This window comes from Candidatus Phytoplasma melaleucae (assembly GCF_030588185.1).
GTDB lineage: Bacteria > Bacillota_I > Bacilli_A > Acholeplasmatales > Acholeplasmataceae > Phytoplasma > Phytoplasma melaleucae.
On record NZ_JAOSID010000001.1, the window covers coordinates 80,936 to 101,628 of the forward strand.

Annotated in this window: 11 protein-coding genes and 1 tRNA gene; 2 read left to right on the forward strand and 10 right to left on the reverse strand. The window is 24.7% G+C overall.

What is annotated here, in order from left to right:
* Positions 1–33: 33 nt before the first annotated feature.
* Entirely contained in the window at positions 34–645 is a 612-nt protein-coding gene (locus OC680_RS00340; RefSeq protein WP_304515135.1) for a nitroreductase family protein, read from the forward strand.
* An 898-nt stretch (positions 646–1,543) separates the two neighbouring features.
* On the opposite strand, the gene OC680_RS00345 is transcribed toward OC680_RS00340, so the two are convergent.
* The 4 genes from OC680_RS00345 to OC680_RS00360 form a co-directional block, all read right to left on the reverse strand.
* The gene (locus OC680_RS00345) at positions 1,544–1,870 is read right to left on the reverse strand and encodes a hypothetical protein (protein ID WP_304515136.1); all 327 of its coding nucleotides are present in this window, start codon (positions 1,868–1,870) and stop codon (positions 1,544–1,546) included.
* A gap of 99 nt (positions 1,871–1,969) precedes the next feature.
* Positions 1,970–3,307: an FAD-dependent oxidoreductase gene (locus OC680_RS00350; protein ID WP_304515137.1), complete on the reverse strand. Its 1,338-nt coding sequence runs from the start codon at positions 3,305–3,307 to the stop codon at positions 1,970–1,972.
* A 236-nt stretch (positions 3,308–3,543) separates the two neighbouring features.
* The gene (locus OC680_RS00355; RefSeq protein WP_304515138.1) at positions 3,544–8,070 is read right to left on the reverse strand and encodes a PHP domain-containing protein; all 4,527 of its coding nucleotides are present in this window, start codon (positions 8,068–8,070) and stop codon (positions 3,544–3,546) included.
* Positions 8,071–8,240: 170 nt separating this feature from the next.
* Positions 8,241–8,328: transfer RNA gene (locus OC680_RS00360), tRNA-Leu, on the reverse strand.
* A 298-nt stretch (positions 8,329–8,626) separates the two neighbouring features.
* Here OC680_RS00360 and OC680_RS00365 point away from each other — a divergent pair.
* Positions 8,627–10,822 carry an ATP-dependent helicase gene (locus OC680_RS00365; protein WP_304515139.1) on the forward strand — a complete coding sequence of 732 codons (2,196 nt, stop codon included), beginning with the start codon at positions 8,627–8,629 and terminating at the stop codon, positions 10,820–10,822.
* Between the two features lie 712 nt (positions 10,823–11,534).
* Here the strand turns inward: OC680_RS00365 and OC680_RS00370 are convergent.
* The 6 genes from OC680_RS00370 to OC680_RS00395 form a co-directional block, all read right to left on the reverse strand.
* The gene (locus OC680_RS00370; RefSeq protein WP_304515140.1) at positions 11,535–12,674 is read right to left on the reverse strand and encodes an AAA family ATPase; all 1,140 of its coding nucleotides are present in this window, start codon (positions 12,672–12,674) and stop codon (positions 11,535–11,537) included.
* Between the two features lie 102 nt (positions 12,675–12,776).
* Positions 12,777–14,468 carry a hypothetical protein gene (locus OC680_RS00375; protein ID WP_304515141.1) on the reverse strand — a complete coding sequence of 564 codons (1,692 nt, stop codon included), beginning with the start codon at positions 14,466–14,468 and terminating at the stop codon, positions 12,777–12,779.
* 92 nt (positions 14,469–14,560) lie between these two features.
* The gene (locus tag OC680_RS00380; protein WP_304515142.1) at positions 14,561–15,610 is read right to left on the reverse strand and encodes a hypothetical protein; all 1,050 of its coding nucleotides are present in this window, start codon (positions 15,608–15,610) and stop codon (positions 14,561–14,563) included.
* 1,048 nt (positions 15,611–16,658) lie between these two features.
* A complete protein-coding gene (locus OC680_RS00385; RefSeq protein WP_304515143.1) occupies positions 16,659–17,162 on the reverse strand; it encodes a hypothetical protein in 504 nt (167 codons plus the stop codon).
* A 796-nt stretch (positions 17,163–17,958) separates the two neighbouring features.
* On the reverse strand, positions 17,959–19,647 hold the full coding sequence (gene argS, locus OC680_RS00390; protein WP_304515144.1) for an arginine--tRNA ligase: 1,689 nt from the start codon (positions 19,645–19,647) through the stop codon (positions 17,959–17,961).
* Between the two features lie 119 nt (positions 19,648–19,766).
* On the reverse strand, positions 19,767–20,693 hold the full coding sequence (locus OC680_RS00395; protein WP_304515145.1) for an RluA family pseudouridine synthase: 927 nt from the start codon (positions 20,691–20,693) through the stop codon (positions 19,767–19,769).

Here is a 20,693-nt window from a genome sequence, read left to right on the forward strand (position 1 = left end):
AAAGAATATTTTATCAGAGGAAAATAAATACATATGAAAATAAAAACTATTAGAAGATTTGAAAAAAATCATAAAATTACTAAAAATACTTGGATGCAAATATTTGAAAGTATACGTTACACTCCTTCTTCTTTTGACCTACAACCATGGCATTTTTTTATTATACAAAAAAAGAAGAACAAAAAAAAATTAAAAACTTGCTTAATAGGGAATGAAACACAATTATTAACTAGTTCTGCCATGATTTTGCTTTGCGGCAATCTCTGTAAAAAAGAAAATAGCGCACATATTTATCAAAAAAAATTGTTTCATAATGAGATTACTAAAGAACAACAAAAAATGATTCTCGAACAAATATATAAAACTTATGATTCTTTAAATCCTTATAAACTTAAAAACGAAATTTTTTTTGAATGTGGACTAATAGCTGCCAATTTTGTCTTAGAATTACAAAAATCAGATTATAATGCTTGTTTTATTGGTGGATGTCAATTTGAAAAAATAAATAGTTTGTTTGATATTCCACCAAAATATACTCCTATTATTTTAATTGCTGTAGGAAAAGAAGATACAAATGCAAATTTAAATATGAGCAAATTACCCTCATTTAAATTGCCGCCTAAAAATTTTATTTCTTTTCTATAACCTATCGAAATTAAAAAAATATTAAGTCATAATATAGGTTTTTATAATTTTATTTAAATGATTTTTTTAATTTCAAATGATTATTATTTAATGATCCTATTTATAAACATTAAAACAACTAGTATTATATTTTGTATTTGTAATTGAAAAATATAATAAAGTTTGGTGGAGATGAGGGGATTCGAACCCCTGTACAAAGTTAATTAACTTTATTTACTATACATATTTATTTTGTTTTAATCAAAAACAAACAAAAATAAGATAGATATTCAATAATGTTCGAAACAAGTTCATAAAACATTATTTATTTTGTTTATTCCTTAAAAAGGAATTTTTATTATAAAATAAACACTTGAAAATATAATTCAAATTTTTCTTTTATAAAATATTATATTTAAGTTTTTTGTTAAAGTCAGAAATTAAAAAATTGATTATTTAATTTAATAACTATTCTTTTAAAGAAACATATTCAATAGAAATGCTTCTGACTTAAAATAATTATCAATAATCAAAAAAAGTATTTTATCTCGCTTTAATTATAAAACGACTATTAACAAACCGCTGCTGTTAAAGCTGGCGAAACAAAAGGAGAGTACATGTAATCTCTACTGCCCTTTTGTGATTGGTTAATGTCGATATCTTTTTCTTTGCCATTTATTTATGACCTCGAACGTTTTTACTTGCGTAACCAAGATATGATAAATAAAATCTTTTAACTTTGGCGAAACCAAAAACATCCCCAAGGCTATTTTAGCTTAAAAGGAATAAAAATAAATAACAAATAAGATTAAAAATCCAAATATTGTAACTGATTTTATTATTTATCCAGTTTAATTACAGTTTAAATCAAAAATCGCACGTAATCAATTTTTATTTGTATATAAAATAACATAAATACTTATCCATAAAAGGGTATATCAATCATGTTATCAGTAGGTAATATAGATGATAAATACCCTTTAGTCCAATAATTTAACTTATTTATTATTTTTTGAATTAATTCAAGCCATTTATGAAGAAACTTATCATATAAAGTTAATTTTGGGCTTAAAAAAGAAAATGACTTTGGAAAACTAGATGAAACATTTTTACTAATAGGTAACATTTTATATTGATATAAATTTTCTTGTTCTAAAGCTTTTTTATATAAGATAGCACCTGCCGTAGCTACTACAAAATTAAAAACACAAAAAAACAACAAATTGAGGAAAAATTTTAAAGACATAGTATTGTTTTTTTATATAAACTCCTTCATTTTTTTATTTACTTACAAACTAGACATGAAATTAACTTTTTTATAGAATGTAAAAATTCTTTTCTTATATTAAACAGTAATAACTTTTAAAGCAGCTAAATTAAATAAACTAAATGGTTTGTTATAATGAGGATTGAAAAAAGAATCTATAAAAGCTAAATCTTGCATAGTCATTTTTTGTTGTATGCATAAACTTAAAGTGTTAATTTGTTCTAATACATTAGCAGTAGATAATATTTGCCCTCCCAAAATTTGTTGAGAGTCTTTATTAAAAACTACTTTAAACAATACAGAATTATATTCTGGCATAAATTCAGGTTGATCAGCATCTTTTACTATTGTTGTCCCATAGTTAATACCTAGTTGTTTAGCCATATATTCAGTCATTCCGGTAGAAGCAATATTTAAATCATAAATTTTAATAGCGCTAGTTCCTTGAGTACCCAAATATTTAAATTTGTTTTCTTTAATATTCAATCCTATGATTGTACCTGTTTTAACAGCATTAGTAGCTAATGGAATATATTTATTCTCTTTAGTGGGATTATATAAAACACTAATACAATCACCACAAGCATATACATCTTTATTAGAGGTTTGTAAAAATTCATTAACTACTAACGCACCATTGCTGGTAGTTTCTAAACAATTGTTTACAATTTTAGTATTTGGCGCAAAACTAATACATAAAATCACCATTTCAGTTTCGAAAACATTTTGATTGGTTTTTACACAAGTGATTAAATCATCTGTAGTTTCTAATTGACTAAGTTTTTGGCCTAAAGCCAACTTAACATTATGTTTTCTGAATTTATCTTCAGCTAAAGTAGTAAATTCTTCATCTAAATATTTAAACATAATTCTTGGTTCAGCATCTATTAAAACAACTTCTTTGTCTTGTAACGAAAAAGCTTCAGCCAATTCTACTCCAATGTAACCAGCTCCTATAATTGTAATTTTTTTTACATTAGCAGCATATTTAATAATATTATTAGCATGCTCAAAATTCTTACATAAGAATAGATTTTTTGATTCTATTCCTTCTATTTTTGGAATAACAGGCCAAGACCCTGTAGATAATATTAATTTATCGAAAGAATCAACGAATTCTTGTTTATTTTCTAAATTTTTAACTAAAATTTCTTTTTTATCAAAATCTATGTGTAAAACTTCATGTTTTAAATAAACATTAGCTCCCATTTGAGATAATTCCTCCGGATTAGAATAAAATAAACCTCTTTTGTCTTGTACCACCCCACCAACATATAAAGCTATCCCGCATGATAAAAAAGATATATTATTGTTTTTTTCATAAACAGAGATTGCAACATCGTCTCCGTAATTTTTTTTAATAACCTTAACAGCAGCAGTTCCGGAATGAGTACAACCTACAACAATAACTTTCATTGTCACACCTACTTTCTTATTATTTTTTATGTTAAGCAGAAATATTTTTACTAATAAAATAATGTTTTGAAAATATAAAAAAACCAAGTTCTCTCAAATTATTGATAAATATAATCAGAATTAAGAAATTCTTACACACACTTATTATAACATAATCAAAATCAATTAAAAAGTTATAACTAGAAAAGTCGGAATGAAAATAATTATGAATGAATAACTGAAATTAAAGAAATGCCTTATGCTTCAGGCAATTTTTCTATAAGTTTTAATTCTTCTTGAAATTTTTTTAAAATAGTTTTATTTATTTTAACTCTCTTTAAAAAATCCTGTTGAGAAAATAATTTTTCCTTTCTGTTTTTTACGATATTGTCAGCGCCTATTTGACCTAAACCATCAATAGCAATAAAAGGCATTCTTAAAGCATTAGGTTTTTCCATAACAAATATATTAGCTTCTGATTTATTTAAATCAATAGGTAAAATAACATAACCTCTTTTTTTCATTTCTAAAGAATTAGTTAAAGTGTTTATCATATTTTGCGTTTTAACCGTATGAACAATATTCTTTGCATTTAATTCTTTTAGTTTATTTTCGATTTCATCTGTACTTTTTAACATAGTATCATAATCAAATTGATCAGTTCGTTTAGAAAAATAACCACTGTAAAACAAAAGAGGGTGATGAACTTTAAACCAAGCAATTCGAACTGCCATCAAAACATAAGCAACAGCGTGTGCCTTAGGAAAAAGATATTTTATTTTGGTTAATGATTTAATATACCAATTAGGAATCTTGCCGATTAATATTTTTTGCAGTTTTTTCCAATCTAGCGGATAAGAATATTGTTTTCCTTTACGTACAAATTCCATAGTTTCAAAAGCTTTCAGAGGAGAAATACCTTTTTGAATTAAAGTATTCATAATCTCATCTCGACAACTAATAATATCGTTAAAAGAAATTTTTTCATTTTTATATGAAATAAAATCACCTGTTTGTCTAAGAATGTCTTGAGCATTTTCAAACCAAACATTTGTTCCATGTGAAAGTCCTGATACTTTCACTAAAGTAGCAAAATTTAATTTATGTTCTTTTTGGTAAATATCCTTAAGCATTTCGCGTACAAAATGAGTACCAAATTCAGGAATAGCAATAGAGGAAACTATATGTTTTTCATCATTAGAAAAAATTTGATAAACTTTAGGATCATCAATAGGAATATCTTGATAATGTGTAAAAGGGAACTCCATCGGATATTGTTCAACATAATCCATAAAAAATTTAATTAAAGTCGGATCATCATGCCCCAAGATATCAATTTTAAATAAATTTTTTTCAAAAGAATGATAATCAAAATGCGTGGTTTTCCATAGGGAAGTTATGTCATCAGCAGGAAATTGTATTGGAGTGATTTCATATATAGAGTTATCTTTAGGAACTACTATAATTCCGCCCGGATGTTGCCCAGTAGAACGTTTAACTCCCTCGATCATATTTACTCTTCGATTGATTTCGTCGAAACGTATTTTACCTTCTAACCCTTTAACTTCATGAAATCCTTTAACATACCCATAAGCATTTCTTTGAGCTACTGTTTGAATAGTTCCAGCTCGAAAAACATTATTTTCTCCTAATAATTCTTTGATATAATCATGTGCTTTGCTTTGATAATCTCCTGCAAAATTTAAATCAATATCAGGCATTTTATTGCCTTCAAATCCTAAAAAAGTTTCAAAAGGAATGTCTTGCCCATCTTTATGAAATCTTATAAAACAAAAAGGACAATTCATATTTGGTAAATCATAACCTGAAAAAAAATTTGTTATAAAATTATAATCATTATTATCCTGTTGATTCCGAGAATAAATATCATTTTGATATTGTTGGTATTCTAGACATTGTTGTTCTTCTAATGACATTTTCATAACAGTGTATTGACATTTAGAACAACGATAATGCGGCCTTAATGGGTTTACCTCAGTGATCCCTAAAATATTAGCTATTAAAGAAGACCCGATAGATCCACGAGAGCCAACAGAATAACCATCTTGCATTGATTTTTTAGCTAAAAGATATGATAAATAATAAATAGGAGCTATATAATGGTTAGCCGTTAATTTTTTTTCATTGCCTAAAATACTTCTTAATTCTTGATTAATTCTTTTTTGAACCAAAGGATGAATAATTTCTCCATATAAATTTTTTATTTTTAATGCAATAATTTGGTGCATTTCTTTTTGAATACTAGGAATTTGCAAATTTTGATTGAAAGTATCATCCGGAAGATAAAAAAGTTTCTGTGGAAAAATTTCAATTTTTTCAATTTGTTGATTCAATAAATGAGTGTTATTAATAACAATATCCTGCTTTATTCGTTCATCTTCAATAAAATCAAAAGCATCCAGCATTTCCTGGGTAGTTAAAAGATAATTATCAGGCAAATACTCAGTTTTATACCTAGATAACCTGTGTAATCCTCCCCCAATTAACTTAGCATTAATATAAATTTCTCTATAAATTTTTTCGTGGGGATATAAATAATGAACATCTCCCGTAGCAATTACAATCTTATTTTGTTTTTGAGCTTCTGAAATAATTTTGATAATTGTTTGTTTAATTATTTCTATTCCATTTACGTAGTTATCACTAGAATCACCATCTAATTCATAAATAATATGTCGGTATGCTGATATAGGTTGTATTTCGATATAATCGTAAAAAGCAATAGCTTTTTGTAAATCTTCATCATTTTGATTCAAAGCAATATTGAAAATATTACTATCACAACAACCGCTTCCTATAATTAACCCTTCTCTATGTTTTTCTAGATTAGATTTTAATAATCTAGGTTTTTTGTAAAAATCTTTAGTTAAAGCGCAGCTCAATAAATAAAATAAATTACGGTAACCGACTTGGTTTTTAACTATTACACTAATATGATAAGGCCTTTCATATTTATTATCAAGAGCACCTTTTAAATCAAACAAGTTTGTAATTTGTCGTTCTTTTAATTTTTCTAACATTTCCATGAAAATCATAACAGTCGCATTTGCATCAAATAAAGCACTATGATAATTTCCTTCTAAGGTAGATTTAACTTTAAGAGCTTTTACAATATTTTTCAAAGAAAAAGTTTTTAAACTTTTACTAAAGAATTTTTGTGCTAAAGACAAAGTATCTATAGTAAGAACCGCAGGAAATTTCAGGCATAGTTGACGGCTTACTTCCCGTAAAAATTCAATATCAAAAGACACATTATGAGCTACCAAGTTATATCCTTTGATAAATTTAAGAAATTTTGGCATAATAATACTAATATTAGGTTTATTTTGTAAATCCTCATTGCTTATATGAGTTAATGTTTGAATAATAGAACTTAAATTAACTTCTGGATTCACAAATTCATGAAATATTTGATCAGTTACTACTCCATTTTCTATTTTAATAGCAGCTATTTCAATAATTTTATCTCTTGTTTTCGAAAAACCAGTTGTCTCTATATCTAAAACTACATAATCTTGTTTTTGTAAAATAAAATCAGAGAACTGATCTTTATAAAACTCTTGATTAGTCACAAAAATAGGTTTTTCTTCGATAAAATCTAATTCAACCCCTAAAATAGGCTTAATTTTTTTACCTTGAATATATCTGTTAATTTCAGGATAAGCGTATACTCCATTATGATCTGTAAAAGCAATAGCTTCATGTTGCCATCTTTCAGCAGTTTCTATATAATCTTTTGCGCTAGTAACAGCATCTAAATTAGACATTTTTGTATGCAAATGAAATTCAATTCTTTTTTTACCGCAGTAATCATCTATTCTTTTCATATAGTAAGGAGTTGCATCTATAATTACGTAACTTTCTAAATTAAAATAAAATTCTTGTTTACTTTCAGACAAAGAAGTAACTATTTCTATTAATAGACCTTCTTTTAATTTTGTTTTAATATCTTCTAATTGGTGTTTTTGCGCATTATTAAAAAACTTACTAACTAAAATAGAATCTTGCTTTGTTTCTGGCTCAACTAAATAAAAAGTAAAACGTTTATTCTTGATCTTTTCATTTCTATCCTTAAATAATTGAACATACCCTTTAATTTTTATTTTTTTATATTTCTGTTTAAATAGTTTTAATTTTTCTTTAGAAATAGGAATATCCTGAAATAAGATCTCAGGTACTATATCATTATGTTCAGCAAGTGTTGTTACAACTGAACTTGATGCAGGCAACATATGATTTGTAGGTAAAATATCATTTTTAAGTTTAAAATCAAAATTAATACCATAATTTAACTCAAATAATGTCTGTAATTTTTTCAATATATAAGTAATATCTTGAGAAATAATTTCTAATGTTTGAGTTTCAATATGAAATTGAAATATTCTTTGATGAGTATCAATTAAAGGTATTTTATCAAAAATACGATATATTTTATTTTGATCGTTCAAATCAATAATTTTATTTAACATATATTTAAATTTTTGGGGCCATAGATGATGATTATATAAATGATCAAAATAACTAAATTTCCAACGAATATCAATATTCAGTTGTTTAATCAAGTTACGGGTTTTATGATGAAAAAAATTTTTAAATTGAACAGCAAATAAGTCTAATTGTTCAACTTGGATAGGTATATGAGAGGCTTCGAAAAAACAAGTCCAACTATTTTTCAATTTATTTACAAGTACTTCTTTTAAATCAAATTTTGGCAAATCTATACTTTTTAATATGTTTATGAAATTTTTATATTCTAAAGACATTGTTATTGTTACTCTTTTATTTATTTTATTTTTTCAATTTCTAACTAAACCATATTTTATTTTAGTTCGAAACAAGATATATATTTGTTTTAAGAGATTAGATAATATATATAAAAAAAGAAAAAACACATGAATTACTACCATGTGATACTATAAGTTAATTTTATATCTGGTACTGATGATCGGATTTGAACCGACATGAGTTATACACTCGTTTGATTTTGAGTCAAATGCGTCTACCAATTTCGCCACATCAGCATTAAAAATTTTTTAACCATTCTTTTTTTATTATAACACATTATAAATAATAATTTAAATAGTTACACAGTTACATTCCGTAAAATCTTTTTTTCTATACTCAAAATTATTGTATATTTTCATAAATTCCATAATAAAATCCAAATACCTCATAATTACAGCATGAGTAAATTTAAATATTTAGTGATTAATTTTATTTGAGAATAGCCTTAATTTTATGTTAGTATGAAGATAAACTGAAAAATAAATGCGATTTAGAATATTCCTAATAATCAAAAGAAAGTGATTTTCGCTAAATATGTCAACGTCATTATTATTAAAAGAACTTAATACTGCTCAATTAAAAGCAGTTACCAATCTGCAAAATGCATTATATGTTTTAGCAGGAGCAGGGACAGGTAAGACAAAAACTTTGACTACTAAAATTGCTTATTTAATAACTGAAAAAAATATTCCAAGCAAAAATATTCTTGCTGTCACTTTCACCAACGATGCTGCAATAGAAATGAAAAATAGATTATATAAATTTCTTTCTTATTCTTTGTTAAAAGATCTCACCTTAGGAACGTTTCATGTTTTAGGGAATCAAATCTTAAAACAAAACATCAATAAACTTAATTTACAATTAAACAATCATTTTATGATTGCAGATGAATATGAAAGTAAAAATATTATTCAAGAAATATTAAAAAAAATGAATATTAATAAGAATTTATATTCTTTATCTTTTTTGAAAAAAAACATTTCTTACTTAAAAAACCAAAGAATTAAAACCAAAATATCTAATAAATATTATCCCCCTAGTAACCTTACTAATAAAAAAATTGATATACAAATAGAAAAAATCGCCGAATTATACCAGTTTTATTTACAACAAAATAACTTATGTGATTTTGATGATCTGCTTATTTATACTTACCAATTATTGACAAATGATAGCATTGCCGCTATCTACCAAAAAAAATTTGATTATCTGTTAGTTGATGAATTCCAAGATATTGATTTAATACAGTATTATATAATAAAAACAATCGCTCAAAAGAAAAATATTTTTGTAGTAGGAGATCCTAATCAAAGTATTTATAAATTTCGAGGATCAGATATTATATGTAGTCAATTATTACAACAAGATTTTAACGCTTCTCTGAATTACTTAACTCAAAATTATCGTTCGTCTGCTTTAATTTTAGCAAAAGCTAATTCACTAATTCGTCATAATTATTCCGATGATAACCAAAATTTCTATAAAGCATTAAAAGCTGTTAATACATGGAATGGAGAAATGATTTACCAACAATTTAAAGATGCTGAAACAGAAGCTAATTTCGTTACGCAACAAATCATTAGTTTAGTAAATAACAATAAATCTGATTATAATGAAATAGCAGTATTATATCGTTTTAATTACTTAGAAAATGAAATAGAAAATCATTTAATAATGAAACAAATACCTTATAATATACAAAACAATTTTTCGTTTTACCAAAAAAAAGAGATACGCGATTTTATAGCTTATCTCAAGATTATACTATTCCCTCAACAAGATTTGGTTTTAAAAAGAATTTTAAACGTCCCTAAACGTGGTATTGGTAATAAAAGTATTAAAAAATTAGAACACATTGCTACAATGAAAAATATTTCTTTATGGGAAGCTATAAACTATTTACCCAAAAAGACTAAAAAAGAATATAATTTAAAAACTAAATTAGATAACTTTAAAAACATATTTACAATAATTAATAATAAAATCCACAATAATATAATAAATTTAACCAATATCGTCAATTATATCGATAATATTATTGGATATTCCCAAAAAATCAGCCTAAACAAAACACAAAAACTTGATAACAATCAAAATTGTATAAATGAACAACAAACGGAAAATATTATTAGATTACAAAATATTTTGAACAAATCTGAAACTATATTAAAAGGAACTTTTTTTGAAAAGTTAAGATTAGTAATTGATAACATTGTTTTATCTAATGAAAATAATAACTTTCATTTACATAAAAAAGTTACTTTATCATCTATTCATAAAGCCAAGGGATTAGAATTTGTGACTGTTTTTCTTGTAGGGTTTGAAGATTTACAAAATTATCAAGAACACAATTATATCCTGGATAATTATTCCTTAGAAGAGGAAAGACGTTTAGCTTATGTAGCTATTACTAGAGCTAAACAAAATTTATACATTAGTAGTGTACAAAAAAGATTTTTATTCGGAAAAGAACTATTATTAAAACCTTCCATTTTTATTAAAGAAATGAATTTATTCCCACATTGTCAAAAGAATTATTTGGACAATAAAACACAAAAAAAATTTTATTTGCCTAAAAAAACTTTTAAAACAGGTCATAAAATAATGCATAAACACTTTGGAAAAGGGATTATTATTGCAATTAGTAATCCGATAGCTACTGTTCTTTTTCAAAAACCTCACGGCCTGAAAAAAATACTAATTACATATCTATCCTCCTTAAATAAATAATTATTTTTTCAATTAATCATTTATCCTATCCTAAAAAATATGTTTTATTTACACATATTTCAAGACAATTTAATAATTTGTTGTATTTTAGTGTGAATTACTACTCGCATTAAAAAAATAAAATTCCTAACTTGTATGTGTCTAATTTATTATTCTAATTAATTCTAGCATCTATTATCTGCTCAAATAGTTTGTGATTTTATAAATATGTATAATTTATCCAAGACTCCTATTAACATAATTTTCTCAGTTAAACAGATTAATTTCTTTCGAGAAAAATATATCAACTTCAATATACTCTGATTTTTCATAATAAGATTATGGCAATTAAATAAGCTAATTAAAAGAAAATTATCAGTTAGAATAGAAAGTTTATAATAGCAAAAAAATAAAATTTAGTTTTTGCGCCGAAACAATAAGTAAATATTGTATTTACGAATTCAAAGAAGGAAAGCGAAATAATCCAAAACCACTTAAAAGACAGTCAGTTGATAGTAATACAAAACTAACTACCAACTGAATTAAGCCTCAAATATTAGAAAAACAAAAGTTTAATTTATATCATGAATATAATTAACAGATACTAGTACATAAATAAAAATTTTGTTTTAATTTAGGGTAAAAGAAAATTAATTTCATATATTATGAAAGAATTATTGAAAAAATTGCATTTAAATTTGAAAAAAATTAATTAAGAGGGCAATAAAGCTAATTAAACCGCATAAACTTCTTTAAAAGCATCTTCAACATCTTCTATAGTTACTATTTTACGTTCGTTTTTTGCTGTTTTAGAAATAATACTATTTAATAATTTTTCTAATTGTCTATTAGAAAGCATAAAAAAAGTTTTTGGTGATGATGCAAATCGTTCAATTTCCGCATTTACCTCATTCAAAAGATAATTTAGAGCATTGTCGTGGTATTTATTTTTTCTTTGTTTAATGCGAAGTTTTAAAAAGTCTTCACGTTCTTGCTGATTACCTGGTTTAACTTCGATATGATAATCAAAACGAGATTTAATAGCCTCATCTAATTGATCATAATAATTGGTAGCACCAATAATTAGAATTGGTTTTGTCGGATCATTTTCGGTACTAGTTAATTCCACTTTAAATTGGTTTACAATATTAGCTAAATCTTTACTATTATTTTCGCTATTTTTTGATAAATCTTTAAAAATTTGTTCACACTCATCCAAAAAAATAATAGATCCATTGATATTTGCCCTTTTATTATTTAATCTCACATCTTGAAATAAGTCACGAACTTTTTGTGGCCCTTCTCCCACATAACTACATGAAAAATCAGGAGCTGCAAGTTCATAATAAGAAATATTATCTCCTGCTTTCTTAGCTAAAGCTCTTGCTAGAAAAGTTTTTCCTGTTCCGGAACAACCATAAAAAATAACTCCTTGTGGCGGCTTAATTTCGCCTAATCCTTGATAACAATAAGGTTTTTGTATATAATGAAGAAAATTTTCTAAAGCTTTTTTTTCTGTTTTCATTCCGATCAAATTATCATATTCAGGCAATTTAGCTTTTTCTTTTGGCTTGAACTTAGTATCTTGAGGTAATATATAATCTTGTGCTTGTGATTTCGAAGAAACATTTGAACCAGAATTTTCTCCTTCGTTTGAAATTTTCTCTTTTTGTGAATCATCTATCTTTTTTTCAGATTCATATTGAGTCTTTAACTCTTTTGTAATGTTTTGAAATTTTTCGTCACATATATCTTGTAAAGCTTTATCAACGTCATATTCTAGAAATAATTCTTTAGGCATTTTTTCTAAATTATGAAAATGGCGCTCATATTTTCTGGTTAAAGACCAAACAAAAAAACAGCCAAATAACAAAGCGAAAACAAAAAAAACAAAAAAAATAATCAACCAAAAATCATAATTTTTATTAAATTTAATTTTTTTTTTTAATATATTGTTCCTCCTTTAATTCAAAAACTAATTATTACTTCTTTTTTTTGTTATTAATCTATATTTTTCATTTTTGAAATTATCTGACATAATATTATCGTTCTGTAAAGCAACTTCTTCTTTCTGAGAAAATTTATCTGGAATTAAATTTTTGACTAATTTAGATTCTAATTGATACCTTTTTTCTTTATTAAAAGAAATGAACTTAGGATCTACTAAATAATGAGATAAAGGTGTGTTGTCAGATTTTATTTGAACATCTTCATTGTTTGGTTGATTAATTTTTCTTGAAGAGCTCGCCATGTCTAGTTCATTGTCCCATTGCATATGCATGTTGCTTATAAATTTACTAAATGCAATATCATTTAAAAAGATAGACCCTGGCGAACCTTTTTCCATAGCTCCTCTTGGTAATATTTTGCCTAGCGGAAAAAATTGTTTAATATGTAAATCAGAATATGTTTGTTCATTGTCATTTTGATACTGAGTTTTCACCCAAAAAATAAAAATTTTTCCATATCCATTTTTTTCATATTTAGTATCTTTGTCTAAAAATAAATTTAATTTGGTTGCTTCTTCTCGAAATAATTCTGTTAATTTCCCAATTTTATCTAATCTGTCATCATTTAAAGATAGAAGTTCATCCACACTATTTAAATTAATAATACAGGAATAATTTTGTCCAATAAGAACAATAATTTTTTCTTTATATATACGATAATTTTTAAACGAAAAAGGTTCCCATGAGTCAATTAATCGATGTTGTTGTAATATATCATTTATTGTTGATTCCCCTTCTTTTTTAAAAATCGTTCCATTCTTTATCAGATGCGAAGGTATAAAAAAATGTCTAATATTTGCATTATTACAATTAAAGATATTTGGCAAAATCTCTTCTTTTCTGTTGGGAATTGTATTTATAACAATTTTTATTTTAGGTTTTCCCACAAAATCTGAGAATTTTATCGATTGGCTTTTTTTATAGATGTTTTGGATTACATCATTAGTTTGTGTTTGTTTAGTAAAAAGAAAATTATAATTATCGGTTACATCAAAATCCATTTCTAAAGTTAAAAAATCTGTTAAAATTTTTAAATCTTTTTCTGTTATGCCGATGTCTTTACTAGCATTTTGAGAAATACCAAGAATAACTTGACATTTTCCGTCAATAAAAGGGATTTTTTGGAATTCTTTTGCAGAATAAGAAAAAGTGACATCATAATCATTCGAACTAGTAAATATTCTGTTCAAGGAAAGTTTTTTGTAATTATTTTTAATTATTTTTGTATTAACAATATCACCTTGTTCAGCTAATATACAATTATCTAAATTTTCACCTTCATAATAATTAATATTAAAATATCTTGTTATATCATTTTGATTAGATAATGTAACCTTTGCTTTCATATGTAAATATAAATCTTCATTTTTACATAATTGGGTATCTTCATATAAAGATAAGTTAAACCCATATTTTTCTTCTAATTTCTGTTCCCCTTCTTTTTCTAGCACGTTAAAGGGTTCTATTTTTAATAGGAATTGAGCTAACGGAATATTTTCTTGTTTTTTTGTTTGAAAACAAAGAGAGTTATCAAAAAATGATTCTGGAATATTGATAGCCAAATTTGCTTTTAATTGCAAACAAAGATTATGACAAAAAAACGAAACAAAAAGAAAGTTAATAATATTAATAATATTTTTTAATTTGAAACCAGACATAAATACTCTCTTTCAAAAAGTACAGAAAATATTTTTTTAAATCAATTCTTTTTAATTCTTGTCCAAAAAGAAATATTTAAAAAATATTAAGATTAATTACTTTCTCTTTGGATTTCGCTCATTTTGTTTTGGTTTAATAATTTCACACTTTTAATTTGTGGTGCATCTTCTCTTAGTTTTGAAGTCCATCTCATACCTTGAATCTTAGGGCCTTGAGGTCCGCCATCTCGTTTCAGTTTATTACTTTCAGGTGTATTTTCATTTTGATCTACTAGATCATATTCAACTATGGTTTGTACACATTGCATATAATTATCATAGTCATCAATTTTTTTATTTAATTTTTGTAATTCATTTTTCAGAAGATTAAAAACTTCTTTATTTAAAGATATACTTTGTTGAAGTTGTATAAAAACTTTACATGTAGTAGGAGTATTTTGATTATTTGGGTTTCTATCACAAAGAAGAGGATAATTTTTTGTATCATTTTCATAATATTTAGCCCATAGATTCTTATCTAATTTCTGACCATATAACCACTCTGCGGCGTGTAATTGTGTTTTTGATCCGTTATTTTCTTTCCATGGCACTAAACGATTATAAACCATTGATAAAGGGAAAAAATCTATTGGTTCTTGATTATCACCCACTTGAAATTGAGTATGAAACCCATTTCTAGTATCTACCAGTGTTAAATTTTTTTTATCATCAATTTGGTGTTCTGGTTTATTGAAGTTATCTTGATGTAATAAAACAATTTTATAATTCATACTCAAACGATTATATCTATCTAAAACATCATCCGGTATTTTTTTTAAATCATCTGGGTTCAATTTAATTTCATGTAACATATTTAAAACATAAGTATGTTTAGCATCATCTCTTCCTAAATATTCATTTTGTGGAAACAAATGTTTTGGCTTAATTTTTTTGTTCGGATTTCTTTCGTTTAAATCTTCGTAGTAAGAATAATATTCAGTATTTTTTAATTCTTCACGTTTGTCTTCAACTAATAAAAATTGACCTTTTTTTACTTCTGCTAACGGAATATCTTCACTTACTATAGCCGTAAAAAGATCTAATTTAATAGCTGCATAAATAAAAGCAGAAGATAGAAAACATAGCATTATAGAAGATAACATCAATATAAATCTTTTTTGTAAACTTCTTTTTCTTTGCAATATTTATTTACTCCAATCAATTTATGAAATGATAAATTAAATAATAAATACTTATATTTTATTATTTTTACTTTCTTAAAAATAATTTTTAAAATATATGCCAATAATTATAACATATTATAAAATAATTATCAAATTTTTTCAGATAATTATTTTTTTGCAATAAAAATCAAAAAACATCTTTGACTATGAAACAAAAAAAGATCGAATTTAATATAACAATGTTGCGCCATTAATATTATCTCCTGTCTTAAATCTTAAATTTTAAACATTCTAAAATAATCTTCGCGCTTATGAACTATTGTTTTTAAACCAGAACAACAAAAGAATTAATTTTACTTCTCGATGAATAACAACTGTTCTTTTTTTGGTAGTATTAAATAAAAAAAACAAGAAATCAAATCAATCCCTCTTGCTTCGCCGCTTTCGAGGGAGGCGAAAGACCCATCATAAAGTAAATTAGACGAATTTATAAATTTTAAGTAGTTAATAATAATCGTTTAAATTGGGAAGGTTAATAAAACTTTATTTCTGAAAAAATCTCTATAACCATAAAAAGAAACTAACAACAACAAATAACTTTTAACCAAAGATATCGCCGATTTTACCATTTTGAATTCTTTATGAAAGTAATTAGTTAGTTTATCTTAGAACTTCTCCGAAGAAACTTGTGCTTAATAATCAACAAAGAAAAACGTATCTTGCTAACATTTAAGCTAACTAAAGAATACACCTTAACCAAAATACACAATAATGAACAAATAAAATATTTTAGTTTATTTATTTACCTATTTGATTTTACACACGTCATTTGGAACTTATACCTTTATTGTTCAATAGCTTTATTTACTAATTAAATAAATTAATGAGTAAATCATAACAAATTTTCTATTTCGCAAAATAATCTAAATATTTTTTTGTAAAAGATAAATTATTAAAAATCCAAATAGGCATAATGAAAATAACTTCAATTATACAAAATATCATTATTCATGGATTAAAAAGGCAGTTAAAATTTTATTTTTAAAAAATTGTTAAAATAATATTTATTTTTAATCTGTTTAAATTGAAAATAAATATCTAAACGAATAGAAAAATTATCCCTGTATTTATAAATACCAGGAAAAATTTTTATATAACTTGTTCCAAAATAAACTTTTGTATTAATTAATGAATCAATATTAGCAACAAAAATTTTATTTTTTTGCGCATCATATTTAATATTGTCATTTTGATAAACTATTGCAAAATTTTTAAGAATTTGTTGTTTTATATCTGCAGAACAATTCCCTATAAAATAAGGTATTTTTTTAGATATTTTATATAATACTGAACAATCAACTAAATTATCCAAATAAAACTCAAAATCTTGAGTTTTAGTTTGATCTTTGTTGCCTAGATAAAAAATATTTTCTTTGTCTAAAAAAATTTTTTCCATTATGTACTTGACATAAAAGAAATAAACAAAAAGTAAAATTATGACAATAAAACAAAACAAAACTTTGTGTTTCATTAATCAATCTCCATTTATTAATGCTTTAGATTTTATACTATTTACGTAGATAAAAAAATAACCTAAATACACAAAGTACAATCTAATACCAACCAATTTTAGTTTGTTTATATGTTGTTAAAAAATTTCTTTTTTGCTTGAAACATTTTGAGAACAACAAAAAGTAGAATCCTTTAGTTTAAAGCTATAAAAGAAGAAAATGATTTTATAAAAATACTAACTCTATGTAATATTCGATCAACAAAATCAGCATGCTTGCTAAAAAAAATTTATAATCAACATTCATTTTTGGGTTTTATTTTAATAAATACAACTTTTCTAATCAACTTCAACTTAACCAATTAAGCCAAAAATTTATTTATTAAAATAAATTTTCTAAATATTATTATTATTTCTGTTGTGCATCAGATTGAAGCAAATATCTTTATTTTACGTATAAAGATTTATTATTTAATTATTTAAGGAATGTCTAAATGCACAAAATATATCCATTATTATACTATGAAAAATGCATTTATAACGAAAACTTTATAAAAAAACTTATCATTCAAATTTTAAAAAGTGAAAAATTCTACTATAAAAATTCATTTGAGTCATTTAATTTTTATATGTAACTTTTTTTAAGATAAAAAATAAACTAAATAGGTTATTATGAATAATAACCTATTTAGTTTATTTAATGATTATGTCAAATATATGATTTATAAAGTAATTAGATCCTAAAATGATTTAATGCTAAAGATAAGAGTATTTAAAACATTTACAAGATAGAAAAAGTTTAAATCAATGACAACAATTACATTTTTTCTAAAATAGGTATTCCTAATAATTTTAACCCTTCTTTTAAAACAACTAATACTGTTGTAATTAATAAAATGTTAACATCTTTTAATATAGGGTCATCAGCTAAAATTTTTTCTCGAGAATAAAACTGATTAACATATTTAGCTATTTTTAAGAGATATCTAGCCAAAATACTAGGCATATGTTCTTGTATAGTTCTTTCTAATATAAGAGAAAATTGATCAATTAGCTTAATTAAAACAAAATAATGTTCTTGTTTATAAAAATGCTGCATTTTCTCCCATTTTAATTGATTTATGTCAAATCTATTTCCTAGTTTGCTCATAACTGAACTAAGCCTAACAAGAGTATATTGCAAATAAGGGCCTGTATTTCCTTCGAATTGAATCATGCTTTTCAAATTAAAATCAATATTTAGATGACGATCATTTTTCAAATCATTAAAAATAATCGCCCCAATAGCTATTTTTTGAGAAATCATCTTTATGCTTTTTAATCGAATATTTTTTTTGCGAATCATCTTTGCTGCTTCTAACGAAGTTTTCTGAATAATATCCAGTAACCTATAATTATTATGCTTACGACTAGAAATTTTAATATTATTAAATAATATCAATCCAAAATTAATATGTTTTATGGCTAGATTATAACCTATTTTCTGTACAATTTTTTCTAATTGTTGATAATGTAATTTTTGTTCGTTCCCTACAATATATAAATTTTTTTGAAAATTAAATCTTTTATAACGATAAAGCAGACAAGCAACATCTCTGGTTAAATATAATGTGCTGCCATTATCTTTTTGCATTAAAGCCGAAGGAAGACCATCTAAGTGCATAATATAAGCTTTTTTTTCTAACACGACTAACTTTTGATCACGTAATCTTTTTAATAATTTCAGCGCTTTATGGTGATAAAAAGATTCTCCCATATAATAATCAAAAGTAACACCTAATAACTTATAAATTTTTCGGAATTCCCTAAGAGAAATAGTTTTAAACCATTTCCATAATTGAGTAATTTGTGACTGTTTTTCTTCTAATTGTTTAAAAAGATCTTTAGCCTTTTGGTGTAGTTTTTCATTCTCACGAGCTTTCTTATGAAACAAAATATAAAGCTTTTGTAATTCATGTACAGGATCTTGTAAAATGGTTTCTTTTTGCCCCCATTTTTGATAAGCATAAATTAACTGCCCAAATTGTGTGCCCCAATCTCCTAAATGATTTATGCTTATTGTCCGATATCCTAATTTCTGATAAATATTTTTTATTACATTTCCGATAATAGTAGAACGAAGATGTCCAATCGAAAATTCTTTAGCAATATTAGGTGACGAATAATCCAAAATGATAGTTTGTTGGTTTTGTATCATTTGACCATATTGATCATTCGATTTGTAAACATTTAACAAAACTTTTTTACTAACTAAACTTCTTTGTAATCGAATATTTAAAAAACCATTATCCAAAAAAATATTTTCAATTTCCTTTAACGTCTCTAATTCTTGTTTAAAACAATTAAAAATTGCTAAAATATCTTTGTTTAATTTGCTTTGATAGATAAATAATGGTATATAAAAATCAAATACTTTTGTTTTATCACTATTTTTAATAATCGTTTCGATATTATATTTTTGATTTAATATACTTACTATTTTTTGTTTAAGTCCTTCTAGATACATAAAAATTTATCCTTATTAAATTTCATTTTATTTAACAATTATCCATTGGCACCTTTTACTAGAAAACCATAATTTGTTGGAATAATGACTTCATTTGCTGAAAATAATAATAAATTATATTATTTGACTTTTAAATGATCTAACGCTTTTTGAAAATAATCTGGCAAAGGAATTTCTAACTGTAAATACTGATTAGTAATAGGGTGGTAAAAGTTTAGCTTCTTAGCATGCAATAATTGCCTTCGAATGTTCCTTAACATGTGATAATTGTCTTTGCATTTTATAGTCTTTTTCCCATACAACTGATCACCTACAACAGGATGGTTTAAATAATCGAAATGTACTCTAATTTGATGAGTTCTTCCTGTTTCTAATTCCACCTCTAATAAAGAAAAATTATCAAATTTTTCTAACGTTTTAAAATGAGTAATAGCTTGTTTGCCTTGAGAAGAAACAGCCATTTTTAAACGATTACCTAAATCTCTTTTAATAGGTAATTTTATAGTACCCTGAACGCTTAAAAAACCATAAATTAAAGCATAATAAAACCTTTTAATTTTTCTAGCTTGCAGTAATTTTTGGGTCTTAGAAATGCTTTCTTCTGTTTTGCCAACGATAATAAGACCTGTAGTATCTTTATCTAAACGATGAATAATCCCCATCCTATCATTTTGAGGAAGTTTATTGAAGCCTATTATCTGACTGAGTAATCCATTGACTAAAGTAACACCTCGGTAATTAGGAGAAGGATGCACTACTAAATCATAAGGTTTATTAATGACTGCTAAATAATCATCTTCATAAACAATTTCTAAATTTAAAGGCAAAGGAGTTAAATAATGAAAATGATTTTCATAGATTGTTTTTACTATAATTAAATCATTTTTTTTTAAAAGATAACTTTTTTTGGGAATTTGACTGTTAACTAAAATATTTTTAGCCATAATTGCATTATGGCATTTTTGTCTGCTCAAGTTCATTTTTTGTGCTAAAAAACGATCTAAACGTATTCCTTGTTCTATTAAACTTACTAAAAATTCTTTCAT

What these genes read in the sequence shown, in the direction of transcription:
- argS (WP_304515144.1), bottom strand. Translation starts at nt 19,647, where the DNA reads ATGTATCTAGAAGGACTTAAACAAAAAATAGTAAGTATATTAAATCAA.
- OC680_RS00375 (WP_304515141.1), bottom strand. Translation starts at nt 14,468, where the DNA reads ATGTCTGGTTTCAAATTAAAAAATATTATTAATATTATTAACTTTCTT.
- OC680_RS00355 (WP_304515138.1), bottom strand. Translation starts at nt 8,070, where the DNA reads ATGTCTTTAGAATATAAAAATTTCATAAACATATTAAAAAGTATAGAT.
- OC680_RS00345 (WP_304515136.1), bottom strand. Translation starts at nt 1,870, where the DNA reads ATGTCTTTAAAATTTTTCCTCAATTTGTTGTTTTTTTGTGTTTTTAAT.
- OC680_RS00340 (WP_304515135.1), top strand. Translation starts at nt 34, where the DNA reads ATGAAAATAAAAACTATTAGAAGATTTGAAAAAAATCATAAAATTACT.
- OC680_RS00395 (WP_304515145.1), bottom strand. Translation starts at nt 20,693, where the DNA reads ATGAAAGAATTTTTAGTAAGTTTAATAGAACAAGGAATACGTTTAGAT.
- OC680_RS00350 (WP_304515137.1), bottom strand. Translation starts at nt 3,307, where the DNA reads ATGAAAGTTATTGTTGTAGGTTGTACTCATTCCGGAACTGCTGCTGTT.
- OC680_RS00365 (WP_304515139.1), top strand. Translation starts at nt 8,627, where the DNA reads ATGTCAACGTCATTATTATTAAAAGAACTTAATACTGCTCAATTAAAA.
- OC680_RS00380 (WP_304515142.1), bottom strand. Translation starts at nt 15,610, where the DNA reads ATGTTATCTTCTATAATGCTATGTTTTCTATCTTCTGCTTTTATTTAT.
- OC680_RS00385 (WP_304515143.1), bottom strand. Translation starts at nt 17,162, where the DNA reads ATGAAACACAAAGTTTTGTTTTGTTTTATTGTCATAATTTTACTTTTT.